The organism is Altericroceibacterium spongiae, from assembly GCF_003610805.1.
GTDB lineage: Bacteria > Pseudomonadota > Alphaproteobacteria > Sphingomonadales > Sphingomonadaceae > Altericroceibacterium > Altericroceibacterium spongiae.
Genome location: NZ_RAPF01000006.1, coordinates 61,794 through 78,071 on the forward strand (window position 1 = coordinate 61,794; position 16,278 = coordinate 78,071).

The following is a 16,278-nucleotide window of genomic DNA, read 5'->3' on the forward strand; positions in this document are numbered from 1 at the left end:
GTCCGGCAGGCGGGCCAATTAGCGGGCCCTTACCCCCTTGGCAAGGGGTTAAACGCTCACCAGAGCAACTTCTCGCAAAATTTTGTCGATCTCTGATGTCAGGTCCTTGAGATGAAAGGGTTTCGACAAAACTTTGGCCTGAGGTGTTTCCCTATTGGCTCGCAGTGCGACTGCAGCAAAACCGGTAATAAACATCACCTGCATATGCGGAGCGAGTTCGGAGCAACGCTGAGCCAGTTCAATTCCATCCATCTCGGGCATCACAATATCGGACAGCAGAAGATCGAAATGCTGCTGTTCCAGATAGGGAACCGCCTCAGTGCCCCGATCGACTGCCACAACGTCATAGCCGGCCGATTCCAGTGCCCGTTTCAGATAGGGTCGCAAAAGGTCGTCATCTTCGGCGAGCAGGATTCGGGGCATGTCATGGTCCTTGGCGATATCGGGTAGTGACAGCCTCCATATGGTGTCGCTGTGGGTTAATCTCCTTTTGTAAAGGAGGTGCCCAGCTTTGAAACAGCCTGTACAGAGCATTGAGTGTTGCTGCAGTGTGCAGCGTGTTTTTTGACAGACAGATTGCAGCGGGGCAGCGTGCACCCATTGCAATTGTGGCAGAAGGGCGGGGTGATTCGATGCAGGTGCAAGGCGGGCATATTCCGGGTACTCTCGGACGGGCCGCTTTTAGCTGGCAGTCGAGCGGCAAGCCTGAAATTCCGGTTGTCATTGCCGCTCCTCATGGGGGGCGTATCTATCCCCCGGCCATGCGATCTCACATGCGTGAACTAGAGCAATCGGCGCTCAAGCTGGAGGACCGATATGTCGATCTGCTGGCAGAAGCCATTATGCGCCGGACCGGGGCTGGGCTGCTGATTGCGCACGCGCCACGTGCAATGATCGATCTTAATCGCGCGCCCGACGATGTCGATATATCCATGCTGTCCGGTCTGGTCCCTGTGGAGCTGCGCCATCGTCGGATGACTAATCGGGCACGCAGCGGTCTGGGCCTCGTGCCGCGCCGTCTCGGCGGAATCGGAGAGATTTGGAACGGGCGCCTGCCTTACAGGGATCTGGTGGCGCGGATTGAGTCGGTTCACCGGCCTTACCATGCCCAGCTTGCGGGGATGTTGCATGAAACACGACAGCGCTGGGGGGCTGCCTTGTTGCTCGATCTGCATTCCATGCCTCCTTTGGGCCCGAAACATGGTGTGGCTGCAGCACCTGATTTTGTAGTGGGAGACCGGTTCGGCGGGGCTTGCGATGCGCAATTATGTGCGCGGGCGCTCAGCCATTTGGGGGCCAGTGGCTGGCTGGTGGCGCATAACCGGCCGTATTCCGGTGGCTATGTGCTTGATCGCCATGCTGCACCACGTCACGATATTCATGCTTTTCAGCTCGAAATTTGCCGGACAACTTATCTCAACAAGGATTTGCGCGACTTATCCGACGACGCCGGGACAATTATCGAAGCTGTTGCTGGAATGGTTCATGCGCTCGTCGATGAGGTTGTGATGCTGGGCGGGCGTAATCTCGATCAGGCAGCTGAGTAACTTCCGGCCAGCGTCTAGCGGCATGAAAAAACCACCTCGTGCATATGCACGAGGTGGCCAAGGTTCAGGGAGGAGGTGCAAGGGGTGCACCTGTCCGGCATCGCCATGAGGGGAGCGGCAGCCGGACATCTCCAAAATAATCATTCGGTTTAACAGTTCAAGACAGTCCGTCCGCTCAAAAGGCAAATTCGTCTAAATCGTTTTGTATATCGGGCAGATGGACTGTCAGAACCGTTGAATAAAAATGATGAAATCAGTTGATCTGAGTTTTGGGAAGATCGGCATTGCCTGCATTGGCACCGGCCGCCGGGCCTTTGCCCTGTTCAACCTGCTTGGCAAAGATGATGCGCATCTGATCAAGCGAGAAAAGATGAGCGAAAATCAGCGGCAGGAGACCGTTCTGATTCCAGCTGCGAAGCTGATCGCCACGCACTTCGCGCAGTTTGTCCTGATTGACCATTTTGAAACCGCGATAAACGAAAGGCTTTTCCTCGCCATTACGCTGAATCGCCACTTCGCCATCCATCAGCAGGTCGGCTTTCTGGAGTTCTTCTACAAAGGACTGTGTGCGCTGCCCGGCTTCTTCGAAACGCTGGCAGAATTGCAGCAATTCCTGCGTGTGTTCTGTCGGCTTTTCTTCAGCGAAGAGTTCGGCGCCGTCCTTGAATTTGCCGACCAGCTTGCTCGACGGATCGAAACAAAGCGACATGTTGTCGGAGCTCGGGTCCAGCTTGGCGAGCAGGAAGGGATAACGGCGGGCATAGGCCGGAACATAGAAGTCGCCGATAGCTTTACCGTCATCTTCGAAGAACACGTTTACACCTTCATGCAGACCCATCAGAGCCAGGGGCACAGGCTTTTCACTGTTTGAGAAGACGATCGGAAAGTTACGCTGAGCCCGGGCAAATTCGTCCACGGTCAGCGGGATCGCATGCTGACCGGCGATCCACGGTGCTTTGTCGACCGATTTTGCCTTCCATTCCGCATGGTCGCGGCTGTTGAGAGGCATAAGGTCACTATAAAAAAGAGGCAGGTTTGCTTGCGGCGCACTGGCCATTTTAACTCTCCGCAGATGCTAAAGACTATCGGATCACGCTATACCGATTGGGTAAACGCATCCCCTAGATTGCTTACCCTTTATCCGCAAGCCATACGAGTTTTCCCGGATTGAGATGCTGTTCAGGGTCGAGCGCCTGTTTTACAGCTCGCATCATTTTGAGTGAGACAGGATCGGCAAGGTGGTCCAATTCATGAATTTTAAGCTGACCGATGCCATGCTCAGCGCTAATAGAACCACCCCAGTCAGTGACAAGTTTATAAACAAAGGCGCTGATTTCTTTGCCTTTTGTTCTTTCCCATGCGCCGGGTTCTGCGCCTTGGGGGGCGAGAACATGATAATGGACATTGCCGTCTCCCAAATGTCCAAATGCCACTCCGACAGTGCCTGGATAGCGTTTTTCAACTAGGGGAACCGCTTCGGCAACAAATGCAGCCATTTTGGACACCGGAACGGATATATCATGCTGTACCGCAGGGCCGATAGCGCGTTCAGCAGGTGAAATATCCTCTCGAATAGCCCAGAAATCTTCCGCCTGCGTTTCGTTGGCGGCAATTGTGGCATCTTCCACCAGTCCTTCTTCAAACGCCGTTTCGAGCAAATTCATGGCTAAGTCCTGTAAGCGCTCGGCCGTGGCGGCATCGGCGGTTAGCTCGATCAGGCAGTGCCATTCATGATTGTCTTGTAGCGGTGCGCGAGCTTCGGGAGCATAATCGAGCACCGCTTCGAGACTATGACGAGGCAGTACTTCGAAGCCTTCCAGCGCTTCACCGGCTACCTTATTGGCATGGAGGAACAGTTTACGGGCATCGAGAATGGAGGCAACACCAGCCCACAACACGGCACGGTCGGCTACAGCCGGGATCAGGCGCAGTGTGGCAGCTGTGACAATGCCCAGCGTGCCTTCAGACCCGATCAGTAATTGTTTGAGGTCGAAACCGCGATTGTCTTTCTTGAGTGGTGTGAGCGTGTCGAACACGCTGCCATCAGCGAGCACAGCTTGCAGACCGAGAACCTGCGCGCGCATAGAACCATGGCGCAGAACCTGCGTGCCTCCGGCATTAGTGGAAATCAGTCCGCCAATCGTCGCGGAACCCTTGCCGCCCAATGTGAGGGGAAAGCGAAGTTGCTTTTCTTCGGCTGCCTCGTGCAATGTCTGGAGAATTACGCCAGCCTGACAAGTCACTTCGCGTGCCTGCTCGTCGAATCGCGTGATTGCATTCATGCGGCGCAGCGAAAGAATGATGGCCTTGCCCGACCTGTCGGGAGTTGCACCGCCCGACATGCCGCTATTGCCGCCCTGAGGCACGATCGGGATATCGTAATCGGCGCAAAGCCTGACGAAAGCAGAGACCTCTTCCACCGAAGCCGGTGATGCCATGCCGAGCGCCTTGCCGGTGAACCGGCCGCGCCAGTCGGTCAGCCATGGCTCCATGACATCGGCATCGCGAGTGAAACCCTTGCTGCCGAGACAGTCGGCAGCGGCAGATAAAAATTCAGCGTAATGACTCATAGTTGGAACTTTTGCCCGATCCGGCAGCGGCATGCCAGTACGGTGCGGGATTATTCATTTGCAAGGGCGTCGAAGCAGGAAGAGGCGCGGATAAGACGTTCTCTTGTCAAGACGAGTGGAATTAAGGCATCATTCAATTCGACGGTTTTAAAAAGAGGGGAATGATCGGCCGCTTTGGCGCCGCCGCTATGTGATAAATTGCCAGATGAACAGTCTAACCGCTCTTCTTGCATCTTTTGCACTTCTTGTTCCGGTATCCGCAGCGGATATGGTTACAGACGATGCCAGTTTGCCGACAGTTCCAACTGTGGGCCACGCGGCTGTTTCCGCGCATCTGACTGAACACAGTGAACCAGAAGAGCTGACTGGCGGCAGTTCTTATGAACAAGCAGTGCCGCTCGTGGCTGGGTATTCGACTCCGGTGAATCATCAGGTGCGAATAGAGCGGCGTGTGATTATCCGTATTGCTCCGACGGCGCCCAGCACTCGCCAGCAAATGCTGGCCCAGTTGCCGCGTAGGGAAATGCCGACCCGCTTCGAAGAGAAAAAGCTGAAAGGCTGTATCGATATAAAAGATATCGCCGGTACGCAGCCAGCCCATCCCAACCGTTTGCTCCTGTTTATGCGGGATCGTCGTGTATTGAGCGTCGCACTGGAAGACCGCTGTAAAGCGCGCGATTTCTATTCCGGTTTTTATGTCGAGCGGAATAAGGACGGAAAATTATGTTCCGGGCGTGACAGTTTGCAATCGCGGGCCGGATCGAGTTGCGAAGTGGAGCGGCTCAGTCGTCTGGTGGCGTGGCAGCAATAGTCGCTATTCCCGCATTTTCTTGACTTTTTCACAGATCGGTGCATAGGCGGCGCATGTTGGAGGCGGCATTGGTGCCGCCATTTTCCTTTTGGTGAATAACCGCCAAATCCAGATCCGGACATTACAACGCTTATGAAATTTGCCGATCTCGGCCTGTCTGATAAATTGCTGCAAGCGGTGGAAGCCGCTGGCTATACCGAGCCCACGCCCATTCAGGCGCAGGCGATTCCTCAGGTCCAGATGATGAAGGACCTCATTGCCATCGCTCAGACAGGGACGGGCAAAACTGCCAGTTTCGTACTGCCGATGATCGATATTCTGGATCAGGGGCGCAAGCGTGCACGCATGCCACGGTCGTTGATTCTCGCGCCGACTCGCGAACTGGCCGTGCAGGTGGCGGATAATTTTGAGCAGTATGGTAAAAACCACTCGCTCTCCATGGCACTGTTGATTGGCGGTGTGCAGATGGGCGATCAGGTGAAGGCGCTCGACGAAGGTGTCGATGTATTGATCGCTACGCCAGGTCGTCTGATGGACCTGTTTGAGCGTGGTAAAATTTTGCTGACTGGCTGTGAACTGCTGGTCATTGATGAAGCCGATCGGATGCTCGATATGGGTTTTATTCCCGATATCGAATCGATTTGTGAAAAGCTCCCGGCTAGTCGGCAGACACTGCTGTTTTCGGCCACCATGCCGCCGCCTATCAAGAAGCTGGCGGACCGGTTTCTGACCAATCCGAAATATATCGAAGTGGCACGCCCGGCCACCGCGAATATCAATATCGCGCAGCATCAGGTAAAAGTCATTCCGCGTAAGAAGCGCGAAGTGTTGCGCTATCTGTTGCGCAATGACGATGTGCAGACCGCAATCATCTTCGCCAATCGCAAGACGACAGTGCGTGAGCTGGCCAAAAGCCTGAAACGCTCAGGTTTCGCCGTAGGCGAGATTCATGGCGATATGGACCAGTCGAGCCGAATGGCGGAACTGGCTTTGTTTAAGGGTGGCGAGATCAATATTCTGGTGGCTTCGGATGTCGCTGCACGCGGCATTGACATCAAAGGCGTCAGCCACGTTTTCAATTTCGATACACCCTGGCACCCGGACGATTATGTCCATCGGATCGGTCGTACCGGCCGGGCAGGAGCCAAAGGTCGTGCCTTTACTTTCGTGACTGATGCCGACGCTGAAGCAGTTGCTAATATTGAAAAGCTGACCGGTATGAAGATTCCCGAGTGGGAATTTGAGGAAGCCGCAACTAGCAAAAAAGGCGCTGCCGCAGATAAGGCTTCTGTTCAGGATTCAACGGAAGCAGCACCTAAACGCAGTTCAACTCGCCGTAAATCGACGAAAGATGTCGAAGAAAAATCCCGGAAGACGGCTTCTGCAGCCAGGAGCAACACGTCAAGACGCAAGTCCCGTGCGCAGGAAGAGGATAATCAGGATATTGCGGGCGAATGGCATGGTCCGATTCCTGAATTTCTTTCGATTTCGGCGATTCCCTGAAGACTGGTGGGCTCAGACAGGAAAAGCAGGACTGTTGTTAGCAGGTCGTAGCAGGCCGTTTCGACGGTAATTTGGCGTCAGGCTAGTTTCACAAAACTGTCGAGCAGTCTTTTTCGGCCAGTGCTTTCGAAGTCGATTTCCAGCTTATTGCCTTCCTGAGCAACAACTTTGCCATAGCCGAATTTATCATGAAATACGCGCGCGCCGATGGCGATATCGCTGCGTGGTTTGGCTGCGAAGCTGGCTGCACTGCGGCCGGTTTCACGAATGCGTTTAGGTGCGGTTTCGTATCCGGTGCTGAGCGCGCGTTGCCAGCCGGGCCCGCGATGGCCTGACCGGTCGGGACGGTTCTGCGCGACATGCGCGAACGGATCTTCCTGTTCGCTCCAGTTCGCACGCCATAGCGACGCACCGCCGGTAAGCGTGGTTTCCTGTTCGATATGATCTTCGGGCAATTCCTCGATGAAGCGGGAGGGAATCGAACTGGTCCACTGTCCATAGATTCGCCGATTTGCTGCATGAAGAATGGTGCAGCGCCGCCTTGCCCGGGTGATCGCCACATAAGCCAGGCGGCGTTCTTCTTCGAGACTGGCAAGCCCGCCTTCATCGAGTGCGCGCTGCGAGGGAAACACGCCTTCCTCCCAGCCGGGTAGAAAGAGGTGGCCGAATTCGAGGCCCTTCGCAGCATGCATGGTCATGATCGTGATCTTTTCCTCATCATCGGTTGCATCGTTATCCATGACGAGGCTGACATGTTCGAGGAATTCTTCCAGTGTGTGATAATCCTCCATTGCCCGGGCGAGTTCGGTGAGGTTTTCAAGCCGTCCGGCGCTTTCGCTGGAACGGTCCGCCTGAAGCATCTGGTTATAGCCGCTTTCTTCCAAAACAGCGCGAAGCAATTCGGCAGGGCTTAATTCCTCTGCCATTTCACGCCAGCGGACAAAATCACCCATTAGCGCGGTTACAGTATTGCGTGTGCGGGCAGGCAATTCGTCCGTATCCGCGAGATCAAGAGCTGCCGCAGCCAGTGGCAGAGCAACCTGACGGGCGTGCCGGTGCATTTTCTCCAGCGTTTTGGCACCGAGTCCGCGTTTGGGTTGATTGTAAATACGTTCAAAAGCGAGATCGTCCTGCGGTTGGGCAATGACACGCAGATAGGCCAGTGCGTCGCGTATTTCTGCGCGTTCGTAGAAACGAAAACCCCCAATAATGCGATAGTTAAGGCCGACTTGTATGAAGCGGTCTTCGAATTCGCGGGTCTGGTACTGAGCACGGACCAGAATGGCGACCTGGTCGAGCGGTGCGCCTTCCCGTTCCAGTCTTTCGATCTCATCGCCTACTCGGCGCGCTTCTTCCGGGGCATCCCAGACTCCGATAACGCGCAGCTTTTCACCGCCGTCAAATTCGGTCCATAAGGTTTTGCCGAGGCGCTGGCTATTCTCTTCGATCAGTCCGGATGCAGCGCCGAGAATATGGGGGGTGGAACGGTAGTTTTGTTCCAGCCGGATCACTTTTGCGCCGGGAAAATCCTTCTCGAAGCGCAGGATATTGGCCACTTCAGCTCCGCGCCATGAATAGATCGACTGATCGTCGTCACCCACTACACAAATATTCTTACGGGTCTGAGCCAGCAGGCGGAGCCAGAGATACTGGACGCCGTTAGTATCCTGATATTCGTCAACCATGATATATTTGAAGCGGTTCTGATATTGTTCGAGCACATCGTGATGTGTTCTGAAAATATTGAGAACATGCAGCAATAAATCACCGAAATCACAGGCATTCAGTGCTTTGAGCCGTTCCTGATACTGGCGATACATGCGTGCGCCCTGGCCGTTGCCATAGGCTTCGTTTTCAACCGCATCGAGATCGTTCGGATTGAGCCCGCGATTTTTCCAACGATCGATCAGCCCGGCAAGCTGGCGAGCGGGCCAGCGTTTTTCGTCGAGACCGTTTTCGGCAATGAGTTGTTTCAGCAGACGTTGCTGATCGTCCATGTCAATGATCGTGTAATTGGATTGCAGCCCGACCAGTTCGGCATGGCGACGCAACATTCGCGCGCATATCGAATGGAATGTCCCGAGCCAGGGCATTCCTTCCACTGCATCGCCGATTAACTGGCCGACACGATGGCGCATCTCACGCGCTGCTCTGTTGGTGAAAGTCACGCAGAGAATTTCACTTGGCCAGGCGAGGCGATTGCGGATCAGATAAGCCAGCCTTGCGGTCAGCGCTGCCGTTTTGCCCGTTCCGGCGCCGGCCAGCATCAGCACCGGCCCTTCCGTTGTGAGCACGGCTTCACGTTGCGGTTCGTTCAGGCCATCGAGCCAGTCTGGGATGGCGGACGGGGGCGTTTCGCTGGAAGAAGGGGGCTGGGTCACGAGCGAACAGTTAGGGAACATCGTATCGCCGCGCAAGAGCGCTCGGGGAACCGCTTGTCGGAGCTTCCGTTGAGAAGAGGAATGAAACTTCGAGAGGAGTATTTATGCGTAATCTCTTTATAGCTGCCGCCGGCGCCATGGCGCTCACCGCAATGCCTGCTGCGGCCCAGATGCAGGAAACCCCGGAGCCGATGCCGACCACCTCGGCTTCGCCGACCCAGCAGACGGCCACGGGCACTACTCGTCAGGCTCCCCGGATGGAATCGAATCCGATGATTCAACGTGTCCCGGAGCCTGTAAGCAAGACGCCCGATGGCTATCCGGTATGCGGCAAGGATCAGACCGATGGCTGCATCCAGCCGCGGGCAGCCGGCAAAAATTATGGTAACCGCCCGCTTGATTACTGGCCAGGTGAACCTGCCAGCCAGACAAAGGATAAACCGCAACCGCGTTAAAGTGTGCGTGCTGAATTCGGCCCCGTTTCTAACAGTCCGGCGATTGGGCAGAATCTGTTGTAGTTGAACCTTTATTCGAAAGAGGTGTCGGTTGAACCTGGCACCTCTTTTACGATTCTTGCGTACGGAATCGGGAGCAATCCTTGACAAGATCTCTCCTGCGGCGCAGCCGCGCTCGGGCAAGGGAGGAAGTCTGGTGTCACCGATCCGCACACATCGTCGTATTCTGGCCGCGGCACTTGTCGGCACAGCGGTCGAATTTTACGATTTCTATGTCTATGCCACAGCGGCAGCGCTGGTTTTCGGTCCTCTCTTTTTCCCTGCTGAAAGCGCTTCGGCCCAGTTGCTGCTCAGCCTGATGAGTTTCGGGCTGGCCTTTGTGGCAAGGCCGGTGGGCGCTATCGCTTTCGGCCATTTCGGGGATCGGCTGGGGCGCAAATCGACTCTTGTCGTCTCACTCATGCTGATGGGGCTTTCCACGCTGCTGATCGCTTTTCTGCCGACTTATCAGATGGTCGGCTGGCTTGCTCCGCTGCTGCTATGTATTCTGCGTTTCGGTCAGGGTTTCGGACTGGGCGGGGAATGGGGCGGGGCGACGCTGCTTGCAGTCGAAAATGCACCTGAAGGATGGGAAGCGCGCTTCGGCAGTGCGCCGCAGCTCGGTGCACCGGTGGGTTTCCTTGCCGCAAACGGGCTTTATCTCTTGCTGGGCCTGTGGCTAAGCGATGCGGACTTCTTTGCCTGGGGCTGGCGTATTCCCTTTCTGCTCAGCGCGATTTTGGTCGGACTGGGGTTATGGGTGCGGCTGAAGGTCGGCGAAACGCAGGCTTTTCGTGATGCATTGGACGATGCGCCGCCGGCGTCATTGCCCGCCGGGGAGGTGTTACGGGGGCATCTGTGGCAAGTGATCGCTGCATCTGCCGGTGTCATTGCCTGTTTTGCGATCTTTTACCTGGGGACGGCCTTTGCACTGGGTCATATGACCACAGAGCGCGGCGTGTCGCGTGAGACGATGCTGTCATTGCAGCTCGGAGCCAATCTGTTTCTGGCGCTCGGTATTCTCGTGGCGGCGGTCCGGTCGGACAGAAGCAGCAGCCGCACAGTTCTCCTGTGGGGTGCAAGCGGAACCATGCTGCTCGGGCTCATATTCGGCCCGGCATTGGCGCATGGTTCGTTGCTCGCTGTGTTTCTGATGCTGGTTCTGGCGCTCTTCGTAATGGGGCTGGTATATGGTCCGCTGGGCGGCTGGATGCCGTCGCTATTCCCGGTGAAGCTGCGGTACACGGCGATATCTATCGCCTTTAATGGTGGCGGTATTATTGGCGGAGCCGTAGCGCCGATTGCTGCTCAGATGCTGAGCGGGGCAGGTGGCATTTCACTGGTTGGGCTGTTCCTCACCGCCGCTGGGCTGGTGACCTTTATCGGGGTCTATTTCGGGAAGAAAGCATCACTCAAGCCTTACGCAGCAATGTAATCCGGGCTTTGCCCACGCGACGTTCGGCTTCGACCTCAAGTGATTTGACGTTTACGTCCTCATCGGCTGCCGTTTCCAGTGCAATCCAGCAGGACGGCGCGATCCAGCCGAGCCGGTTGAGTTTGTCGAGCGCGACCGAGCCGGCATTGGTATGATAGGGCGGGTCGAGCAGGATCAGATCGGGCAGATCGCCCCTGGCGGGGCCGAGCGCCATCACTGACGTTGCCCGGACATCGGCCCGCGGCTGTGCCCGGAATGCCGCAATATTGGCGCGCAAAATGCGCAAGGCGGCGGATTCCTGTTCTACGAACAGACAGCTTCGCGCGCCGCGTGACAGGGCTTCGAGCCCGAGCGCGCCGGAGCCGGCAAAAAGATCCGCGACATACAGGTCCTCGAATGAGCCGAGCCGGCTCATCAGCATGGAAAAAAGCGTTTCGCGTGTCCGGTCCGCAGTGGGGCGCGTTGTGTCGCCATCGGGCGCACGCAGGGGTCGTTTGCGCCATTCACCGGCGATGATTCTCACAGGAAGCCCTCCCGCTTCATCATCTTGCGCAGGCGCTCGACATCGGCCTGCTTGATTTCGCCAGCCTGACCGCGTGGCAAATCACCCAGTTCGAACGGTCCATAGGCCGTGCGAACCAGGCGTGAGACTTGTAGCCCCAGATGTTCGAGCACGCGACGCACTTCGCGATTCTTGCCTTCGGTCAGTGTCATTTCGATCCACTGATTACGGCCGGTCCGGCGTTCGAGATTGGCGTCGATCGAACCGTAATGGACACCATCGATGGTGATCCCATCCATCAGGTCCTCAAGCTGTTCCTGGCTGATATCCCCAAAAGCGCGGGCGCGATAGGTCCGCGGCACGCCATTGGCGGGCAATTCCAGCGCACGTTTCAGTTCGCCATCATTGGTCAGCAGCAGCAGCCCTTCCGTATTCATATCGAGGCGGCCAATCGGCATGACACGCGGCGAGCCTTTGGGCATTGCATTGCGTAACGCTGTATATATCGTGGCGCGTCCCTTGGGATCGCGTTCCGCAGTGATGAGGCCCGATGGTTTGTGAAAGGCGAAAATGCGGGTCTGATCGGGCTTGGCAACGGCTTTGCCGTCCACCGTCACGCCCTTGAGATTGGGCAGGATCGTTGCCGGTGTATCCAGTACCTTGCCATCGATCGCTATGCGCCCGTCCCCGATCATACGCTCCACTTCACGGCGGCTAGCTACGCCGGCGCGTGCCAGAAGTTTGGCGATCCGTTCGCCTTCGGGGCGTTCGCCATCAGTTTTGTTATTATCTGCCATAGCCTGCCCATAGCGCCGCCCGGCCCCGGGTGAAACAACTGGATAGTTGACTTTGTCATTGCAAGATCGGCTGGGTATGGATGCGGGTTATCTCAGCCGAATTGTTGCGCGGTTCGAAAAGCGCGGCTGGATTCGTCGCGACCGAGGTGAGGATGCGAGGGCCCGGCCGATCAGTCTCACCGATAGCGGGCGGGCTATCTTTGACCGGATGAACGGGCGTCAGCGCGATGCTATCGCCGATATGGTCAGGGATCTGACACCGATTGACCGGGAAGATCTGATCCGTTCCATGGCCCGGATTCGGCTGCATCTTTCAACCACATCGGCGGCTGGTGAGGTAACGATTCGCAGTTTTCGCAATGGCGATCTGGGCTGGATGGTGCAGCGTCAGGCACAATTCTACGATGCACATTATGGATGGGGCCTGCAACTGGAAGCGACCGCTGCAGAAATCGTTGCTGCTTTTCTGCGCAATTATAATCCGCACCGGTCGCATTGCTGGATTGCCGAGCTGGACGGTGTGATGGCAGGCTCTCTTATGCTGTCCGACGAAGGGGAGGATTTACCCCGCTTACGGCTGGTTTTTGTCGAACCCTTTGCGCGGAGGCGGGGCATTGGCGATCAGATGCTGATCGAAGCGATACGTTTTGCAAGGGAAGCGGGGCATCGCGGTATCCGGCTCTGGACGCATACAGTGCTCGATGCGGCAAGGCGGCTCTATACACGCCATGGCTTTGCCCATACGGAAAGCGCCATTCATTATGAATTCGGTGAACCTGAGGAAGGCGAGACATGGGAAATCCGTTTCGAAGGTCGCGGCCAATGAGCAGGTCTGCTTTTTCCTCTCGTCTGGCAGAAATGAAGGACTTGCCACGCCTGTCTTCCCTGATGGCGCTATCCATCGAGAATTTGCAGCGCGGCTTTTTGAATGATGCACAGATTGCGGCCAGCCGTGCAGTGATGGGGCTCGATACCCAGCTGGTGCAAGACGGCACCTATTTTATCGTTGAAGAAGGGGAGCATCTGGCCGGGTGCGGAGGCTGGAGCCGCCGTGCGACGCTTTACGGCGGAGATCACAGCGCTGCCTTACGCGATCCGGCTATGCTCGATCCGGCAAGCGACGCTGCGCGGGTCCGGGCTATGTACACGCATCCCGATTTCGCGCGGCGTGGGGTAGGTCGCCTGATCCTCGATTTGTGTGAAGAGGCTGCGATGGCGGAAGGTTTTACACGCGCCGAGATGATGGCCACGATGAGCGGCCAGCCGCTTTACGAAGCCTGTGGCTACCGGGAAATCGAAAAAGTGGAGCATGAGGTGGACGGCGTCACCGTGCCGCTGCTGCGCATGGGTAAGAACTTAACATCAACTCTTAACCCGACCCGCACTGGCCACAGAGACCCTGTTCATCGCTTTTAAAAAGCGTGCCGGGCATAACTGACCTGATCTGCCGGATCGGGTCTTTCCATTCTGTGCCTGTTCTTTAAGGCTCGTGGGCTCAGTGAGAAAAGGGAGCCACATGGCTGCAACAAGCGAAACCGATGCTACAATCGAAAAGAAGGGACTGATGGATGCCATCAAGCCCTATATGGAAAAGGAATCGTTAGGCGCTTTCTTTCTTGGTGTATCTTCCGGTTTCCCCTTTGCGCTTATTGCGGCAACTCTCACAACCAGGCTGGCGCAGGATGGGATTGAGAAATCCACTATCACTGCGTTTAGCCTCGCTTTCCTTGTCTATAACTTCAAGTTCCTTTGGGCATGGATTGTCGATGGTATAAAAATCCCGGTCCTTGGACGTCTCGGCCAGCGCGTTTCATGGATGCTGGTTATTGGTGTGCTGGTGATTGCCGCGGTGTTCAATCTCGCTCTCGCCAATCCCGCACAAGATATTGTCTGGACAGCTACAGCCGCTGTGCTCGTGGGGCTGGCAGGTGCCAGTTATGACATTGTGATTGATGCCTATCGTATCGAAACTCTTAAACCCTATCAGCTTGGAACCGGCTCCGGTATGAGCCAGTATGGCTGGCGTATCGGCGCTGCCGGAGCCGGGGCAGTGGCATTGATAGTCGCCGCGCGTTTCGACTGGCATCTTGCATATATGGCCTGCGCCATCTTTGCCTTGCCAGCTATGCTGACAGCCTTAATTCTTGGAGAACCTGCACGGCGTAAGGTAGTGCAGGAAAAGCGGAGCCTGTCAGAAAGTTTTCAGGCAGTGATTGGCCCATTTCAGGAGTTTTTCAGGCGCAATGGAGCCTGGCTGGTTCTCCTCTTCATTCTGGTCCACAAAATTGGCGATACACTGGCCAATCTGACCTTTCGTCTGCTGTTTGACGATCTCGGATTTTCCAACGATGAGATTGCTCTTTATGACGTTGGCGTCGGCTTCTGGGCTTTGATTGTCGGCGTTTTTGTTGGCGGAATCATTTACTCCCGGCTTGGTCTTAAACGCTCCGTCCTCATCGCCCTGATCCTGATGGCCATTTCCAATCTCAGCTTCGCTTTGCTGGCTGCGGCAGGGCACAGCAATATCGGTATGGCCAGTGCCATCGGCTTTGAAAATTTTGCCAGTGGATATGGCGGGGTGGTGGTAGTCGCCTATTTCTCGGCGCTATGCGATCTGCGTTTCACGGCGGCACAATATGCACTTATCAGTGCCGGGGCGAGTATTGTCGGCCGCTTTCTGACCGGCACCACCGCCGGACGTCTGATCGAAGTCATGGGATATGTGAATTTTTATCTGCTGACCACCCTGGCAGCTCTGCCTGGAATAGCGCTGTTCTGGTGGATGATGCGCACCGGTTTGGTCGATGCAGCAATCGGTTCGGCTGGCAAGGTCGGTGAAGGGGATGCTCGTGAAGAAGGCTGATGCTCGGAGATCGGCGTTGCTCAATATGCAGCGCCGTTATTCGCAAGGTTGGAAAGGCATCTGCCGCTAATCCGGCAGCTCTTCATTGGCGAGCAGTACTTTACCGGCAAGATATAGCGAGCCGGCAATCAGAACCTGCTGGCCGTCATCCGGCAATGCGTCGAGCGCACCGGCTACGTCGGGAGCGGCTTTTGCCGAGGGGCCGAACGCTTCGACCGTATGGCATTCGCTGCCCGGCACGGGGACTACGGTGATGCTGAGAAGAGACCCTGCAAGGGGTGCTATCAGTGCAGACGGGTCTTTATTTGCCAGCATACCGATCACCAGATGAAGAGGTCTGTCCGCAATGTGCCGCGCTATGGCAAGGCCGGCATCGGGATTATGTCCGCCATCGAGCCAGACTTCGCGTGCGCCGGCATGGCGGGTAAGCGGGCCATTGGACAATTTTTGCAAACGGGCAGGCCAGCGGGCCATGCGAATACCCTGGGCCATCGATGCCGGGCTGACATTTATCCGGTCCTGATGGCGGAGCATGGCAACCGCCAGCGCTGCATTTTCACTCTGGTGCACGCCGGGCATAAGCGGGGGCAACGGTAAGGTCAGGACGCCGAAACGATCCCGATATTCGATTGTCTCGCCGATCTCGGCCCACCAGCTTTCACCGCGCATATGAAGCGGTGCGCCTGCCAGTCCGGCAATCCGTTCCACTTCCAGCCGCGCTTCCTCCGGATAGCTTTGGGTCACCAGAGGACAGCCGGGGCGGGCAATGCCGGCTTTTTCGAAAGCGATCCGGGCCAGAGGGTGATCGGGCGTGCCTTCTTCGGGGCGCAGCAGGAAGGCTTCATGATCGATGCCCAGCGTGGCGATGCCGCAGGCCGCAGGATGTTCGAGTACATTGGTGGCATCGAAGCGCCCGCCAAGCCCCACTTCGATCACACAGACATCGGCAGGAATACGGGCAAAGGCAAGGAAGATGGCGGCTGTAGTGACTTCGAAGAAGCTCGGATGCAAATCCTCGCCCGTATCGAGCACTTCCCTGAGCAATTCGGCGAGCAGAGCATCGTCGATAAGTTCTCCGGCAAGCCGGATCCGTTCATTGTAACGGACCAGATGCGGCTTGGTCGCGCTGTGAACGCTCAGCCCTTCGGCTTCCATCATCATGCGCAAAAATGTGCATGTGGAGCCTTTGCCATTCGTGCCGGCGACATGGAACGCCGGCGGCAACCGCTTTTGCGGATCGCCCAGCCGTGCCAGCAATTCGTGAATGACTTCCAGCCCCAGCCGGCCCTGCGGCAGGGTGAGCGCCGCCAGCCTGTCAAGCTGTGCCTGAACCGCCGGATTGTCCGATGAGGCGAAGTCCTTCACTTCGCTGTGT

15 protein-coding genes are annotated in these 16,278 nt (G+C 56.5%); 8 read left to right on the forward strand and 7 right to left on the reverse strand.

Features of this window, described 5'->3' with window-relative positions; all coding sequences use genetic code 11:
• Positions 1-48: 48 nt before the first annotated feature.
• Positions 49-423 (reverse strand): cell cycle two-component system response regulator CpdR, encoded by a 375-nt coding sequence (gene cpdR, locus D6851_RS12140; RefSeq protein ID WP_120325159.1) that lies wholly within the window; start codon positions 421-423, stop codon positions 49-51.
• Between the two features lie 134 nt (positions 424-557).
• On the opposite strand from cpdR, the gene D6851_RS12145 reads away from it, so the two are divergent.
• Positions 558-1,547, forward strand: a complete 990-nt coding sequence (locus D6851_RS12145; RefSeq protein WP_238474075.1) for an N-formylglutamate amidohydrolase — start codon at positions 558-560, stop codon at positions 1,545-1,547.
• Positions 1,548-1,800: 253 nt separating this feature from the next.
• Here the strand turns inward: D6851_RS12145 and D6851_RS12150 are convergent, their stop codons facing one another.
• Complete coding sequence (locus D6851_RS12150; RefSeq protein WP_120325160.1) at positions 1,801-2,604, reverse strand: SapC family protein; 804 nt, start codon at positions 2,602-2,604, stop codon at positions 1,801-1,803.
• Between the two features lie 73 nt (positions 2,605-2,677).
• On the reverse strand, positions 2,678-4,117 hold the full coding sequence (locus D6851_RS12155) for an FAD-binding oxidoreductase (protein ID WP_120325161.1): 1,440 nt from the start codon (positions 4,115-4,117) through the stop codon (positions 2,678-2,680).
• A gap of 268 nt (positions 4,118-4,385) precedes the next feature.
• On the opposite strand from D6851_RS12155, the gene D6851_RS12160 reads away from it, so the two are divergent.
• Positions 4,386-4,928, forward strand: a complete 543-nt coding sequence (locus D6851_RS12160) for a hypothetical protein (protein ID WP_147395473.1) — start codon at positions 4,386-4,388, stop codon at positions 4,926-4,928.
• Between the two features lie 132 nt (positions 4,929-5,060).
• Positions 5,061-6,431: a DEAD/DEAH box helicase gene (locus tag D6851_RS12165; RefSeq protein ID WP_120325163.1), complete on the forward strand. Its 1,371-nt coding sequence runs from the start codon at positions 5,061-5,063 to the stop codon at positions 6,429-6,431.
• A gap of 77 nt (positions 6,432-6,508) precedes the next feature.
• Here D6851_RS12165 and D6851_RS12170 read toward each other — a convergent pair whose 3' ends face one another.
• A complete protein-coding gene (locus D6851_RS12170; protein WP_120325164.1) occupies positions 6,509-8,833 on the reverse strand; it encodes an ATP-dependent helicase in 2,325 nt (774 codons plus the stop codon).
• A gap of 83 nt (positions 8,834-8,916) precedes the next feature.
• Here D6851_RS12170 and D6851_RS12175 point away from each other — a divergent pair, with 83 nt between their 5' ends.
• Positions 8,917-9,267: a hypothetical protein gene (locus tag D6851_RS12175; protein ID WP_120325165.1), complete on the forward strand. Its 351-nt coding sequence runs from the start codon at positions 8,917-8,919 to the stop codon at positions 9,265-9,267.
• Positions 9,268-9,463: 196 nt separating this feature from the next.
• On the forward strand, positions 9,464-10,741 hold the full coding sequence (locus D6851_RS12180) for an MFS transporter (RefSeq protein ID WP_120325166.1): 1,278 nt from the start codon (positions 9,464-9,466) through the stop codon (positions 10,739-10,741).
• Here D6851_RS12180 and rsmD read toward each other — a convergent pair.
• Positions 10,719-11,264 (reverse strand): 16S rRNA (guanine(966)-N(2))-methyltransferase RsmD, encoded by a 546-nt coding sequence (gene rsmD / locus D6851_RS12185; RefSeq protein WP_120325167.1) that lies wholly within the window; start codon positions 11,262-11,264, stop codon positions 10,719-10,721. The genes D6851_RS12180 and rsmD overlap by 23 nt on opposite strands.
• A complete protein-coding gene (locus D6851_RS12190; RefSeq protein WP_120325168.1) occupies positions 11,261-12,040 on the reverse strand; it encodes a pseudouridine synthase in 780 nt (259 codons plus the stop codon). The genes rsmD and D6851_RS12190 overlap by 4 nt, the downstream gene beginning before the upstream one ends.
• A gap of 52 nt (positions 12,041-12,092) precedes the next feature.
• Here D6851_RS12190 and D6851_RS12195 point away from each other — a divergent pair, with 52 nt between their 5' ends.
• The 3 genes from D6851_RS12195 to D6851_RS12205 all read left to right on the forward strand — a co-directional run bounded on the left by D6851_RS12195 (position 12,093) and on the right by D6851_RS12205 (position 14,903).
• Positions 12,093-12,866, forward strand: a complete 774-nt coding sequence (locus tag D6851_RS12195) for a bifunctional helix-turn-helix transcriptional regulator/GNAT family N-acetyltransferase (RefSeq protein WP_147395474.1) — start codon at positions 12,093-12,095, stop codon at positions 12,864-12,866.
• Positions 12,863-13,456 (forward strand): GNAT family N-acetyltransferase, encoded by a 594-nt coding sequence (locus tag D6851_RS12200; protein ID WP_120325169.1) that lies wholly within the window; start codon positions 12,863-12,865, stop codon positions 13,454-13,456. Before D6851_RS12195 ends, D6851_RS12200 begins: the two co-directional genes overlap by 4 nt.
• 100 nt (positions 13,457-13,556) lie before the next feature.
• Positions 13,557-14,903 (forward strand): AmpG family muropeptide MFS transporter, encoded by a 1,347-nt coding sequence (locus D6851_RS12205; protein ID WP_120325170.1) that lies wholly within the window; start codon positions 13,557-13,559, stop codon positions 14,901-14,903.
• A gap of 66 nt (positions 14,904-14,969) precedes the next feature.
• On the opposite strand, the gene D6851_RS12210 is transcribed toward D6851_RS12205, so the two are convergent.
• Complete coding sequence (locus tag D6851_RS12210; protein ID WP_120325171.1) at positions 14,970-16,268, reverse strand: bifunctional folylpolyglutamate synthase/dihydrofolate synthase; 1,299 nt, start codon at positions 16,266-16,268, stop codon at positions 14,970-14,972.
• Positions 16,269-16,278: the final 10 nt, after the last annotated feature.